The sequence below is a fragment of the Pseudomonas khorasanensis genome, assembly GCF_014268505.2.
In the GTDB taxonomy this organism is placed as follows: domain Bacteria; phylum Pseudomonadota; class Gammaproteobacteria; order Pseudomonadales; family Pseudomonadaceae; genus Aquipseudomonas; species Aquipseudomonas khorasanensis.
Genome location: NZ_JABWQP020000001.1, coordinates 603,189 through 616,310, shown reverse-complemented (window position 1 = coordinate 616,310; position 13,122 = coordinate 603,189). Strand labels below are relative to the sequence as shown.

General features: G+C 60.1%; 11 protein-coding genes. 7 read left to right on the top strand and 4 right to left on the bottom strand.

Annotated features, from left to right (window positions below):
• Window positions 1-37 precede the first annotated feature (37 nt).
• Together HU727_RS02995 and HU727_RS02990 are read right to left on the bottom strand one after the other, a co-directional pair.
• On the bottom strand, window positions 38-1,072 hold the full coding sequence (locus tag HU727_RS02995) for an aldo/keto reductase (protein WP_186528209.1): 1,035 nt from the start codon (window positions 1,070-1,072) through the stop codon (window positions 38-40).
• A 222-nt stretch (window positions 1,073-1,294) separates the two neighbouring features.
• Window positions 1,295-2,188 (bottom strand): LysR family transcriptional regulator, encoded by an 894-nt coding sequence (locus HU727_RS02990; protein ID WP_186528208.1) that lies wholly within the window; start codon window positions 2,186-2,188, stop codon window positions 1,295-1,297.
• A gap of 94 nt (window positions 2,189-2,282) precedes the next feature.
• On the opposite strand from HU727_RS02990, the gene HU727_RS02985 reads away from it, so the two are divergent.
• Window positions 2,283-3,449, top strand: coding sequence for an MFS transporter (locus HU727_RS02985; RefSeq protein ID WP_186528207.1), 1,167 nt, complete (start codon window positions 2,283-2,285; stop codon window positions 3,447-3,449).
• 13 nt (window positions 3,450-3,462) lie between these two features.
• Here HU727_RS02985 and HU727_RS02980 read toward each other — a convergent pair whose 3' ends face one another.
• Complete coding sequence (locus tag HU727_RS02980) at window positions 3,463-4,638, bottom strand: XylR family transcriptional regulator (RefSeq protein WP_186528206.1); 1,176 nt, start codon at window positions 4,636-4,638, stop codon at window positions 3,463-3,465.
• Window positions 4,639-4,814: 176 nt separating this feature from the next.
• On the opposite strand from HU727_RS02980, the gene xylA reads away from it, so the two are divergent.
• The 6 genes from xylA (at window position 4,815) to HU727_RS02950 (ending at window position 11,982) form a co-directional block, all read left to right on the top strand.
• Complete coding sequence (gene xylA, locus HU727_RS02975; protein WP_186528205.1) at window positions 4,815-6,131, top strand: xylose isomerase; 1,317 nt, start codon at window positions 4,815-4,817, stop codon at window positions 6,129-6,131.
• A gap of 149 nt (window positions 6,132-6,280) precedes the next feature.
• Window positions 6,281-7,282 (top strand): D-xylose ABC transporter substrate-binding protein, encoded by a 1,002-nt coding sequence (gene xylF, locus HU727_RS02970; RefSeq protein ID WP_186528204.1) that lies wholly within the window; start codon window positions 6,281-6,283, stop codon window positions 7,280-7,282.
• A gap of 165 nt (window positions 7,283-7,447) precedes the next feature.
• Window positions 7,448-9,004 carry a D-xylose ABC transporter ATP-binding protein gene (gene xylG, locus HU727_RS02965; protein ID WP_186528203.1) on the top strand — a complete coding sequence of 519 codons (1,557 nt, stop codon included), beginning with the start codon at window positions 7,448-7,450 and terminating at the stop codon, window positions 9,002-9,004.
• Window positions 9,005-10,141: a sugar ABC transporter permease gene (locus HU727_RS02960; RefSeq protein WP_186528202.1), complete on the top strand. Its 1,137-nt coding sequence runs from the start codon at window positions 9,005-9,007 to the stop codon at window positions 10,139-10,141. It abuts the gene before it with no gap.
• Window positions 10,142-10,953: 812 nt separating this feature from the next.
• Window positions 10,954-11,211 (top strand): DUF6555 family protein, encoded by a 258-nt coding sequence (locus HU727_RS02955; RefSeq protein ID WP_186528201.1) that lies wholly within the window; start codon window positions 10,954-10,956, stop codon window positions 11,209-11,211.
• Window positions 11,212-11,310: 99 nt separating this feature from the next.
• Window positions 11,311-11,982 carry an SOS response-associated peptidase family protein gene (locus tag HU727_RS02950; protein ID WP_186528200.1) on the top strand — a complete coding sequence of 224 codons (672 nt, stop codon included), beginning with the start codon at window positions 11,311-11,313 and terminating at the stop codon, window positions 11,980-11,982.
• A gap of 35 nt (window positions 11,983-12,017) precedes the next feature.
• On the opposite strand, the gene HU727_RS02945 is transcribed toward HU727_RS02950, so the two are convergent.
• Window positions 12,018-13,100, bottom strand: coding sequence for an alkene reductase (locus tag HU727_RS02945; RefSeq protein WP_186529219.1), 1,083 nt, complete (start codon window positions 13,098-13,100; stop codon window positions 12,018-12,020).
• Window positions 13,101-13,122: the final 22 nt, after the last annotated feature.

Sequence of the window (13,122 nt, the reverse complement as noted above, 5' to 3'; positions counted from 1 at the left end):
GCCAGCGCAGTGTTCGCGGTGCCGATGGATGCTCGACTTATCGAACCACCCGGTTCGGAGCATCAATGAGTTCAGCCTTGCCTCCGGCCAGCGAGGGTGCTGACGCCGCCACCACGTCGTGCGGAAAACCCAGGGTGAAGGCGCTGGCGTCATCCAGACGTTGCAGATGCTCTGCCGTCAACTGAACGTCAGTTGCGCCCAGGTTATCGGCCAGTTGCTCAGGCGTGCGTGGACCGATGATCGGCAACGTGCCCTTGGCAAGCACCCAGGCGATGGCGACTTGGCCCGGCGTGTGGCCGGTCTCGCCAGCGATCGCTAGGACCGAGTCGACTGTCGAGGTTTTGCGTTCGCTGCTTTCGTCGTGGATCACCGCCCCCAACCCCTGCGCTCGGCCGGTCTCGCCTTTGCGGTATTTGCCGGTCAGCAAACCACCGCCGAGCGGTGACCAGCCGACCGTGCCCAGATTGAAAGCAGCCGCCATCGGCAGAAGTTCGCGCTCGGCCGTGCGCTCCACCAGGCTGTATTCCAGTTGCACTGCCGATATCGCCGACCAGCCACGCAGCTCGGCCAGTGTCGCTGCTGTTGCCACCCGCCAGGCCGGGAAATCGGACAGCCCGCTGTAGAGCACTTTGCCAGAGCGGATCAGGTCGTCCAGCCCCCGCGCAATTTCGTCGATCGGCGTGACGCCATCGGGCATGTGCACCCACAAAAGATCGATCCGATCGGTGTTCAGGCGCTTGAGGCTGGCTTCCACCGAACTGAGCATGGCTTTGCGGCTATTGCCGGAACGCAGGATGCCAGCACCCGGTGAGTCGCCAAGCGAGAACTTGGTTGCCAGCACGATTTCATTACGTTCGGTCGCCATGAAATCGCCTAGAAAAGATTCCGACTGGCCGAATTGATATTGATCGGCGGTATCGATGAAGTTGCCACCCGCCGCACGGTAGCCGTCGTAGATTTTGCGTGCCTCATCGGCATCGGAGCCGTAGCCCCAGCCCTTGCCGAAGTTGCCGGTGCCCAGTGCAAGGGAAGAAACCCGCAGACCGGTGTTGCCGAAGATGCGATAGCGCATGGCGTGCTCCTTCAAGGGCAGGAGGTTTGGACGACCTGCGCTGGGCTGAGATTGAAATATCTGAGCAAGGAGCTTAGACGGCAAATTGGAAACGCAGCGCCGCTGTCAGGCCGGCGGTCGTGCAGGACGGCAGTTGGCGGACCCGTAGTCGCAAAGAAGTACTCGACTTGAAACACCATCCCTGCTCGCGGGCAGCAACCCGGTATCAATCACGCAGCCGGACTAAATCCGATGCTGCTCCAGCAAAAAATCCACAAACAACCGCACCCGCACCGGCATGGCCGAGCCTCCAACGAATACCGCATGAATCGGTTCTTCGTCGCCGGGGTTCCAGGGCTGCAGCAGCGGTATCAGGTCGCCGCGCTGCATGTCCTCCCTGACGCTGAACTCGCCGATACGCGCAATGCCGGCACCGACTCTGGCGAACTGTGCCAGTGCTTCACCGCTGCTGCATTCGATGTTGCCGCTGACCTTCAGGGAGAACTCCTTGCCGTCGCGGATAAATGGCCAGTTGGGTTCGGCACGCCGGAAGTTGAAGCGCAGGCAGTTGTGCCTCAGCAAGTCTTCCGGTTGCTGGGGTGTGCCGTGGCGCCGCAGATATTCGGGTGAGGCCACCACCACCTGGCCGGTGTGGCCGATCCGGCGTGCGGTCAGGGGGCTGTCGGGCAGATGGCCAAAGCGCACCGCGACATCTGCCTGGCCGGCGAGGATGTCGACCACTTCGTCGCCGAGGCTGAGGTCGACGACGATGTTCGGGTAACGGGCGCTGAAGGCTGCAACCAAAGGCACGATGGCCAGCCGCCCATGGCCGAGCGCGGCGCTGACGCGCAATCGGCCCTTCGGTACACCCTGGTCGGCAATGGCCTCTTCGACCTCGTCCATGTCCGCCAGAATCCGTCGGGCGCCGCGCAGGAACGCCTCGCCCTCGGCAGTGAAAGTGAGCGCGCGCGTAGTGCGCAGCAGCAGGCGTGTGCCGAGTCGTTGTTCGGCGCGCGCGATGATCCGACTGACCGCCGAGGGCGTCAGGCCCAATGCGCGAGCGGCGGCCGACAGGCTGCCCTCCTGCGCCACGGTGACGAACACGCTCATTTCTCCCGACCTGCCGTTGAAATCCATTCGTGCCTCTTACGCAAAGGTGATTGCCAAAATCGCTATCTACCGCCTGAAAACGATGGATCGTAGCATTGGCGGCATAGATGAGGAGATTTCCATGCGTATCAATCCACCCCTTGTTGCACTCGCCATCGGTGCCTTCGGCATTGGCGTCACCGAGTTCGCGCCCATGGGCATGTTGCCCGGCATTGCTGCCGATCTCGGCGTTTCCATTCCCGCTGCGGGGCTGTTGGTCAGTGCCTACGCCTTGGGCGTACTGCTCGGCGCGCCGCTGATGACGCTGACCACCGGAAAGATTCCCCGGCGCTATCTGTTGATCGGCCTGATGGCGATTTTTACCCTGGGTAATCTGATGTCCGCTTTGGCCACCGATTACTACAGCCTGATGGTCGCCAGGGTGATTACCTCGCTCAACCACGGTGCGTTTTTTGGCGTTGGCTCCGTCGTCGCCGCCAGCGTGGTCGCACCGGAAAAACGTGCCGGCGCCGTGGCCGCGATGTTCATGGGCCTGACCCTGGCAACCATCGGTGGTGTGCCGCTGGCTGCCTGGTTTGGTGAGCTGTTCGGCTGGCGCACCGCATTCTGGGGAATCACCGGTCTCGGCGTGCTGACCATGATCGCGTTGTGGTTCGCCCTGCCCGACCTGAAAGCACCGCAAGGCGCGGGGGCATTGGCGGAAATTCGCGTATTGGGCCGAGGTCCGGTGCTGGCAGCGCTGGCCCTGACAGTCGTCGGCTCAAGTGCGATGTTCACCGTTTTCACTTACATCGCGCCGATTCTCAGCAGCGAGACCCACGCCTCCGCCGCCTACATCACCGCCATGCTGGTGCTGTTCGGAGTCGGCTTGACGCTGGGCAACATGTGGGGCGGCAAGGCTGCCGACCGCTCGATCGATCGCACCCTGATCGTGTCGCTCAGCGCATTGATTCTGGTCTTGCTGGCGTTCACCGTCCTGATGCGCTGGCCGCTGCCGGCGGCTGTCGCCATCCTGATCTGGGGTATCGCCAGCTTCGCCATCGTACCGCCGCTGCAGATGCGCGTGATGGAGGCGGCCAAGGACGCGCCCAACCTGGCCTCGGCGGTGAACATCGGTGCGTTCAATTTCGGCAACGCGATCGGTGCGGCACTGGGCGGCGCGGTGATCAACGCCGGGCTGGGTTATCCGGCGATTTCCCTGGCGGGCGCGGCGATGGCCGGTCTGGGCTTGCTGATGGTGTTGGGGTTTGCCTGGCGGTCCAGAGCCAGTGCCGCTGCGGTGGCGTGAGCCATCGACGGTGCTAGGCACCACCCTGCTGATACTCACGCGGCGTGCAGCCAAACTCGCGACGAAAAACCGTGTGCAGATACTGCGCAGATTTAAAACCGCACGCCTGGGCAATGTCGGCAATCGGCGCGTCAGTGTTCTTCAGGCCGCTGGTTGCCGCCGTCAGTTTGAAACGCAGAATTTCGTCATGCACGCTGCATCCTCGCTCAGCGCGAAAATGGGCCTCCAGCGATGAGCGCGATACGCCGACATACGCCGCCACTTGCGCAGTCTTGATGCCCTGACAGGCATATTGGCGGATGAACAGCAGCGCTTGCATGACGTAAGGGTTGCCCAACGGTTGGTGCAAACTCGACACCTGTACGTTGACGGCGTCGGGAGGAATCAGAATCTGCGTGCCCGTAGACGGCATGCCGTGCAGCATCTGGTGCAGTAATTGCGCGGCGGTGCGGCCCATGGTTTCGGTGCCCTGGATCACCGAACTCAGGGGCACGCGGGTCAGGCTGCGGGTCAGCGGGTCGTTGTCGATGCCGATCAGCGCAACTTGCTCCGGCACGGCGATCCCGGCGGTAAGGCAGGCTTGCAGCAACTGGCGGGCGCGGGCATCGCTGACGGCGATGATGCCGATGGGCTTGGGCAAACTTTGCAGCCAGGCGATCAGTTGCTCGACGGCGCTGTCCCACAGCGGCGCGCTGGTGCCCATCCCGCGATAGATCTCGGCATGCAGGCCATCGCGTTGCATCAGTTTGCGAAAGGCTTTTTCCCGCTCCTGAGCCCAGCGATTGGCTTGCGACTCCGGCAGGCTGAAGCAGGCAAACCGTTGCAGCCCGGCCTCGACCAGGTGCGCGTAAGCCAGGGTGATCAACGCGTTGTTATCCGTGGCGACGTAGGGAATCGCTTTCGGATAAGCACGTTCATCCTCGTAGGATCCCCCCACCGCCACCACGGGCAAATGGATATCGGCCAGCGCCTCGCCGATCAGCGGATCGTCGAAATCGGCAATGATCCCGTCGCCCTGCCAGCGCTCGATGCCCTTCAGGCGGCAGAGAAAATCCTCTTCCAGAAACAGGTCCCAGGAAGCGCGGGTGCTGCTCAGGTAGTTACCGATGCCGCTGATGATCCCACGGTCATAAATCTTGCTGCCGTTGAACAACAGGGCGATGCGGTGCACGGGCGGTACGGTTTTCATTGTTTTTATTCGGGTTCCGGGCCGCCTGTTCACGGCAGCGATGAGCACAGACTAGGCCCGCCGGCGTCGAAGCTCAATACGCAAAATCGCACGCCGTGTTGATGCTTTTCATAATCAGCAGGCGCGGGGCCGTTGCTAGTATCGAGACACCGCCAAGAACAACAAGGACAAGGTCAATGCAGTACTTCCCCGACATCGAGCCGATTCGCTACGAAGGTCCGAACAGTGATTCTCCCCTCGCCTTCCGCCACTACGACGCCGACAAACTGATCCTCGGCAAACCCATGCGCGAACACCTGCGCATGGCCGCGTGCTATTGGCACACCTTCGTCTGGCCCGGTTCCGATGTGTTCGGGGCCGGCACGTTCAAGCGCCCATGGCAACGCGCTGGCGACCCAATGGAAGTCGCCATCGGCAAGGCTGAGGCTGCGTTCGAGTTCTTCAGCAAACTGGGCATCGACTACTACTGTTTTCACGACACGGACGTGGCCCCGGAAGGCAACTCGCTGAAGGAGTACCGCAACCATTTCGCGCAAATGGTCGATCGCCTTGAGCACCATCAGGAACAGAGCGGCATCAAGCTGCTGTGGGGCACCGCGAATTGCTTCAGCAACCCGCGCTTTGCCGCCGGTGCCGCCAGCAACCCTGATCCCGAAGTGTTCGCCTGCGCCGCCGCTCAGGTCTTCAGCGCCATGAACGCGACTCATCGCCTCAAAGGCGCCAACTACGTGTTGTGGGGCGGTCGCGAAGGTTACGAAACCCTGCTCAACACCGATTTGAAACGTGAACGCGAACAACTCGGCCGCTTCATGCGCATGGTGGTCGAGCACAAGCACAAGATCGGTTTCACCGGCGACCTGCTGATCGAGCCCAAGCCGCAGGAGCCGACCAAACATCAATACGATTACGACAGCGCCACGGTGTTCGGCTTTCTTCAGCAGTACGGCCTGGAGCGCGAAATCAAGGTCAACATCGAGGCCAACCACGCGACGCTGGCCGGCCACAGCTTTCACCACGAAATCGCCACAGCCGCCTCGCTGGGAATTTTCGGCAGCATCGACGCCAACCGTGGCGACCCGCAAAACGGCTGGGACACCGATCAGTTCCCCAACAGCGTCGAAGAAATGACCCTGGCGACCTATGAAATCCTCAAGGCGGGTGGCTTCAAGAATGGCGGCTTCAACTTTGATTCCAAGGTGCGCCGCCAGAGCCTCGACGAGATCGATCTGTTCCATGGTCATGTCGGCGCCATGGACGTTCTCGCCCTGTCGCTGGAACGGGCCGCCGCGATGGTTGAAAACGATCAACTTCAAGCGCTCAAGGATCAACGTTACGCCGGATGGCAGCAGCCGTTCGGGCAGGCAGTGGCGGCGGGTGATTTCACGCTTCAGTCATTGGCGGAGCATGCCTTCGTGAACGACCTGAACCCGCAGGCCGTCAGCGGCCGGCAGGAAATGCTCGAAAACATCGTCAACCGGTTTATCTATCGCTGATCGCCAACGGGACTCTGCCGGCGCAACGACGCGGTGACAATTGCACGACAATTCTGTGCTTGCTGCGTCTGCAGATTCTCTACAGTTCTACCAGCCCGAACTCGTCGTCAGGCCGTGTCTGTCAAACAAAAATAAAAGGACGCACCACCATGAAGAACTTGAAACGTACGCTGTTGGCCAGTGCTTTGGCGCTGTTGTCACTGCCAGTGATGGCGGACGCGACACACCCCAAAATCGGTTTCTCCATTGACGACCTGCGCCTGGAGCGCTGGTCGCGTGACCGCGATTACTTCGTGGCGGCAGCGGAAAAAATGGACGCCAAAGTGTTCGTGCAATCAGCCGACGCCAACGAGCAGAAGCAGATTTCGCAGATCGAAAACCTGATCTCCCGTGGCGTCGATGTCATCGTCATTGTGCCGTTCAACGCCACGGTCCTGACCAACGCGGTGGCCGAGGCGAAGAAAGCCGGGATCAAGGTCGTGTCCTATGATCGCCTGATCCTCAACGCGGACATCGACGCCTACATTTCCTTCGATAACGAAAAGGTCGGCGAGATGCAGGCCAGCGGCGTGCTGAAAGCTGCACCCAAGGGCAACTACTTCCTGCTCGGTGGCGCGCCCACCGACAACAACGCCAAAGTCCTGCGCGAAGGCCAGATGAAAGTGCTGCAGCCGGCCATCGACAAGGGCGATATCAAAATCGTCGGCCAGCAGTGGGTGAAGGAATGGAACCCGACCGAAGCGCTGAGCATTGTTGAAAACGCCCTGACCCGTAACGACAACAAGATCGATGGCATCGTCGCCTCAAACGACGCCACGGCCGGCGGCGCCATTCAGGCACTGGCTGCTCAGCAATTGGCCGGCAAGGTGCCGATTTCCGGACAGGACGCCGACCTCGCCGCCGTCAAACGCGTGATCGGCGGCACGCAAACCATGACCGTGTACAAGCCGCTGAAACTCATCGCGACAGAAGCGGCCAAGCTCTCGGTGCAACTGGCACGTAACGAGAAACCCGCCTACAGCTCGCAGTCGGACAACGGCAGCAAAAAAGTCGACACCATCCTGCTCACGCCCACGCCGTTAACCAGGGACAACATCGACTTGCTCGAAAAGGACGGCTTCTACACCAAGGCGCAAATCGCCGGACAATAACCGGATCGTAAATCTCTGGTTATGCGAAACCCCTGTGGGAGCGAGCTTGCTCGCGAAGGCGGCGTATCAGTCAGCTCAACAGTGTCTGACTGGGCGCTTTCGCGAGCAAGCTCGCTCCCACAAGGGTTCAGTGGTGTCTGAATCCTTGGTATACGAGCCTTTTCCATGTCCGACTATCTGCTGCAAATGAACGGCATCGTCAAAACCTTCGGCGGCGTCAAAGCGCTCAACGGCATCGACATCAAGGTCAGGCCCGGTGAGTGCGTGGGGCTGTGTGGCGAGAATGGCGCCGGCAAGTCCACGCTGATGAAGATCCTTTCGGCCGTTTATCCTTTTGGAACCTGGGACGGTGAGATCCTTTGGGACGGACAACCGCTCAAGGCGCAATCGATCAGCGAAACGGAAGCGGCCGGGATCGTCATCATTCACCAGGAACTGACACTGGTTCCCGACTTGTCAGTGGCCGAAAACATTTTCATGGGCCATGAGCTGACGCTGCCCGGCGGGCGGATGAATTACCCAGCGATGATCCACCGCGCCGAAGCGTTGATGCGCGAACTGAAAGTACCGGACATGAACGTTTCGCTGCCCGTCTCACAGTACGGCGGCGGTTATCAGCAACTGGTCGAAATCGCCAAAGCCCTCAACAAGCAGGCGCGCCTGTTGATCCTCGACGAACCTTCATCCGCCCTCAGCCGCTCGGAAATCGAGGTGCTGCTGGACATCATCCGTGACCTTAAAGCCAAGGGCGTGGCCTGCGTCTACATCTCCCACAAGCTCGATGAAGTGGCCGCCGTGTGCGACACCATTTCGGTGATCCGTGACGGCAAACACATCGCCACCACTGCCATGGCGGACATGGACATCGCACAGATCATCACCCAGATGGTCGGGCGGGAAATGAGCAACCTCTACCCCACCGAGCCACACGATGTCGGCGAGGTGATTTTCGAGGCCCGCCACATCACCTGCTACGACGTCGATAACCCGGGGCGCAAACGCGTAGACGATATTTCATTCAGCCTCAAACGCGGCGAAATCCTCGGCATTGCCGGGCTCGTCGGTGCGGGGCGCACTGAACTGGTGACGGCGCTGTTCGGCGCTTACCCCGGTCGCCACGAAGGCGAAGTCTGGCTGGACGGCCAACCGATCGACACGCGCACACCGCTCAAGGCGATCCGCGCCGGGCTGTGCCTGGTGCCAGAAGACCGAAAACGTCAGGGCATCATTCCCGACCTTGGCGTCGGCCAGAACATCACCCTCGCCGTGCTGGAGAACTATTCGAAACTGACCCGCATCGATGCCGAGGCTGAACTGGGCTGCATCGATCGGGAAATCTCGCGCCTGCACTTGAAGACCGCGAGCCCGTTCCTGCCAATCACCAGCCTGTCGGGGGGCAATCAACAAAAAGCGGTGCTGGCGAAGATGCTGCTGGCCAAACCCCGGGTGCTGATCCTCGACGAGCCCACCCGTGGGGTAGACGTCGGCGCCAAGTACGAAATCTATAAGTTGATGGGCGCGCTGGCGGCCACCGGCGTGTCGATCATCATGGTGTCGTCGGAACTGGCCGAAGTGCTCGGCGTTTCCGACCGCGTACTGGTGATCGGCGAAGGCCAGTTGCGGGGTGATTTCATCAACCATGAACTCACCCAGGAACAGGTGCTCGCCGCCGCGCTCAGCCAGCCTGGCAGCCATAACAATAATGATCGGAAATCCGCGTAAATGAATCAGGTCAAACAACTGTTCACCCGCTACAAGATGCTCGCGCTGGTGTTTGCCGTGGTGTTGATCTGGCTGTTCTTCAGCTGGCAGACCGAGGGCGGCTTCCTCACACCCCGCAACCTTTCCAACCTGCTGCGGCAGATGTCGATTACCGGCATTCTCGCCTGCGGCATGGTGCTGGTGATCATCAGCGGCGAAATCGATTTGTCGGTCGGCTCATTGCTCGGCCTGCTCGGTGGGCTCGCGGCCATTCTCGATGTGATCTACCACATCCCGCTACTGGCGAACCTCAGCCTCGTCGCCCTGTGCGGCCTGATCATCGGCCTCGCCAACGGTTACATGGCCGCCTACCTGCGCATCCCGTCTTTCATCGTCGGGCTGGGGGGCATGCTGGCGTTCCGAGGCATCCTGCTGGGCATCACCGGCGGCACGACCATCGCGCCGGTATCGCCCGAGCTCGTTTACATCGGCCAGGGTTATCTGCCCCACGCGATCGGCGCAGGCCTGGGCGTGCTGCTGTTTGCGCTTGCGGTGTACCTGACCTGGAAACAACGGCGCAATCGCGCCCTTCATGGTTTGGCGGCGCATTCACTGGTGCGTGACGTCGTACGGGTGCTAGTGATCGGCGCGGTGCTGGCAGGCTTCGTCCTGACGCTCAACAGCTACGACGGCATTCCCGTGCCGGTCTTGCTTCTACTGATTCTGCTGGGCGTGTTCAGCTACGTGACCAGTCAGACCGTGTTTGGCCGCCGCGTCTACTCGGTCGGCAGCAACATGGAAGCGACGCGCCTGTCGGGCATCAATGTGCAGGCCGTGAAGCTCTGGATTTTCGGCATCATGGGCGTGATGTGTGCCCTCGCAGGCGTGGTCAACACGGCCCGTCTGGCCGCCGGTTCGCCCTCGGCGGGCAGCATGGGCGAACTCGACGCCATCGCCGCCTGTTTCATTGGCGGTACTTCCATGCGCGGCGGTTCCGGCACGGTCTACGGCGCCCTGCTCGGCGCACTCGTGATCACCAGCCTGGACAACGGCATGTCCATGCTCGACGTCGACAGTTATTGGCAGATGATCGTCAAAGGCAGCATTCTGGTATTGGCTGTGTGGGTGGATGTCAGTACGCGGACCGGCCGGCGTTGAACTGCGGTGGCTCAGGTCGTACTGATCAGAGTCTTACAGGTAAGCGAGACGTGGAACTTGAAGTTGTTCCGGTCGATACCGTCTCGCTTGCATCGTTAAACTAATGAAACAGCCAGTAGTCGCCGCCGGGCTTTTCTGCCTATTTGATATCAGGGTTTTGGCGGCGGTTTGAATCGGTGGTCAATCAGCAACATCTTCGCCGCGCACAAGGCGAGTCCCTCATCAACCGCGTGCTCTTGTTCAATCCTGGTACACGCCTCACACAACCCGGCATGGCCTGCGCTTGCTCGGTAACGCTCTACTTGTGGCGAACTCCTATACAGCCCCTTGCATTTTGTACAAGTGCGACGCAGATCGTCGTTATCCATGACCCTGTTTCCTGTTGCCGCTTTATCGCTGCCTAAACCTTTACACAGGCTTCGCTCCAAGTGTGCAAAAAAAAGACGACTGACGTTTCGTTTGCGCGCTGTTCCGACTGATATGTGCGACAGTTTTTTATTGCACTAACGTTCCAGTTTTTCGCTACATTCGCCGTCATCAGTTGCTCCCCCGTGTTAACGAGGGGCTATCGCTTGTTACCCAATCCAAAGCATATCAATCCAGCTACAGCGCAGTAGCCCGGAATACTTCAGCCGTCTCGCTTAGTTGATATAAGCGGAGCCAGATATCTAACGAATGAAATTACTTATACGCAGACTTACATGCGTATAAGAAATCTCTGGATCAAAAGTACGCACATCGACATCCTGAAAAAATCTGTGAATTTCCTGGCGCGGGGGACATCCCTTTTTTATGAGCAACAGGAGAGCCTCATGAGCCAAGCAGATTTGTACACGATCAGATACCGACTTCACGGAAAACCCAAGTCTTTCATTATCAGAACGAAGTTGATGAACAACGCCGAAGCCTGGCAATGGGCCAGTTGTGATGCCGGATTGGCACCCATCCCCAAACCCGGCCGGCCACCTCTGAAGCGTTTTTCAAAACCCATGGCGGAGCGGTTCGGCTTGACCGAGGTGCAATGGTGCCAGTCCGGTTCGGTGTGTTGGGACGAGGATCTCGCGATGTGAAAAAAACAACCCCGTGCCCCAATCCTGCAAGCAGTGGAATAACGCCAGACATGCAACGTGCCGGAGGAAGGTTTTCAAATCCACTGCCAGGAGTTCGTAATGTGTGAGTACATCGTTCAACACGCCGCCCCTCAGCAATTGGCTTCTCTTCTGGTCACCGGTCAGCTGGCAGTCGTAAATGCACAGGCCGGATCGGCAGAAAAGAAGGCCTCAGGCAGAGCACAGCCTGAAGCGCGCAATCTCATCAAACCGGGTATGCGGGTCAATGGCATCTGTCGGCGCGACGAAACGCTCGAATGCTTGCCGGTGCGCTGGGGCTGGTCGCCCAACTGGTCGATGGGAACCATGCCACCGCTCACACATCTGCCGCTGCATCTGGTTATGCGTTCAAGGGTGTTCGATCGGGTCAAGCGTAACGGGCGCATGCTGGTTGCCGTCGAAGGTTGGTACGAATCCCTGGACACCGGGATGGCAATCCATTCGCGAAACCTGGCCTACACGACAGCACGCGAGCCTTCACCTATCTTCCTGGCGGCGCTCGCCCAGGTCAGCAAAACCTACAACGGGTGTGACGGGCTGGCACTCGTCACACACGAAGATACGGAAATGAAACGTCAGCGCCTTTTAGCCTTCGCGGCGGAGGATGCGCTGGAATGGTTACGCCCCGAACTCGAGTGGGCCCAGGCGCACGTATTGGCAACGCACAGAGCGATCGTCGAGCCTCAGCTTGAGCATGTCCTGACATCCCAACGGATATCGCGCTTGCGGTGATGGCTAGCGGTGGCATCGACTGATGCCGAGCATACTCAGACGCCACTCAACGCCGGATAGTCCAGATACCCTTCTCTGCCCTGGCTGAACCAGGTACTCATCTCGCTCTCGGCCAGCGGCAACTGTCGGGCGAATCTGGCTGGGAAATCCGGATTCGCAATAAACGGCCGTCCAAACGCAATGGCGTCGGCAAGCCCCGCCTCGATTTGCGCCTGTGCTCTCGCAAACCCGTAATCGGAGTTCAGGATCAGCACCCCTTTGAACACCTCACGAATGACCCCGGCAAGCGGCGGCCGTTCGGACTTGCCGAAGGTGCCGTCCAATGGAGGTTCGCGCACTTCCAGATGTGCGATCCCTATAGCCGACAGCACCTCGGCTGCGCGTATGAATAGGGCTTCAGGATCACTGTCACGTATGCCCTGCTCATAGCTGCTTGGAGTCAAGCGCACACCGGTGCGGTCGGCGCCGATGATTCCGGCCACAGCCTCGGTGACCTCTTTCAACAAACGGGTCCGGTTATCGATCGAGCCGCCATAAGCGTCGGTGCGAAAATTATCGCTGTCACGCAGAAACTGATCAATCAGATAGCCGTTGGCAGCATGGATCTGTACACCATCGAAACCCGCTTCCATCGCATTGCGTGTGGCCTGCCGGAAGTCTTCCAGCAGTGCGGGGATTTCTTCCAGCGGCAACGCACGCGCTGGGGTATATGGCTGCTTGCCGGCGTAAGTGTGTGCCTGCCCCGGCGCGGTGGTGACCGATGCGGAAACCGGCTGGCCGCCGCCGAGATAACTTGGGTGAACCACGCGCCCCATATGCCAAAGCTGGGCGATGATACGGCCGCCAGCGGCATGCACTGCTTCGGTTACCTTGCGCCAGCCGACGACTTGTTCGACAGACCAGATGCCTGTCGCGTAGGGCCAGCCCAGCCCTTGCTGGCTGATGCCGATCGCTTCGGAAATGATCAGGCCGGCACTGGCCCGCTGCCGGTAATACTCGACCATCATGTCGGTCGGAATGTGGTCGCGAGTGCCCCGAGCCCGTGTCATCGGCGCCATCAGGATACGGTTGGGAAGATCAAGCGCACCGAGGCGCAGCGAATCAAACAATGTGGTCATCATTAAGCTCTCCAGTAGGTTG

Bases quoted from the DNA above. Each gene is read 5' to 3' on its own strand.
- HU727_RS02995 (WP_186528209.1), bottom strand. From the start codon at position 1,072: ATGCGCTATCGCATCTTCGGCAACACCGGTCTGCGGGTTTCTTCCCTT.
- HU727_RS02990 (WP_186528208.1), bottom strand. From the start codon at position 2,188: ATGGATTTCAACGGCAGGTCGGGAGAAATGAGCGTGTTCGTCACCGTG.
- HU727_RS02985 (WP_186528207.1), top strand. From the start codon at position 2,283: ATGCGTATCAATCCACCCCTTGTTGCACTCGCCATCGGTGCCTTCGGC.
- HU727_RS02980 (WP_186528206.1), bottom strand. From the start codon at position 4,638: ATGAAAACCGTACCGCCCGTGCACCGCATCGCCCTGTTGTTCAACGGC.
- xylA (WP_186528205.1), top strand. From the start codon at position 4,815: ATGCAGTACTTCCCCGACATCGAGCCGATTCGCTACGAAGGTCCGAAC.
- xylF (WP_186528204.1), top strand. From the start codon at position 6,281: ATGAAGAACTTGAAACGTACGCTGTTGGCCAGTGCTTTGGCGCTGTTG.
- xylG (WP_186528203.1), top strand. From the start codon at position 7,448: ATGTCCGACTATCTGCTGCAAATGAACGGCATCGTCAAAACCTTCGGC.
- HU727_RS02960 (WP_186528202.1), top strand. From the start codon at position 9,005: ATGAATCAGGTCAAACAACTGTTCACCCGCTACAAGATGCTCGCGCTG.
- HU727_RS02955 (WP_186528201.1), top strand. From the start codon at position 10,954: ATGAGCCAAGCAGATTTGTACACGATCAGATACCGACTTCACGGAAAA.
- HU727_RS02950 (WP_186528200.1), top strand. From the start codon at position 11,311: ATGTGTGAGTACATCGTTCAACACGCCGCCCCTCAGCAATTGGCTTCT.
- HU727_RS02945 (WP_186529219.1), bottom strand. From the start codon at position 13,100: ATGACCACATTGTTTGATTCGCTGCGCCTCGGTGCGCTTGATCTTCCC.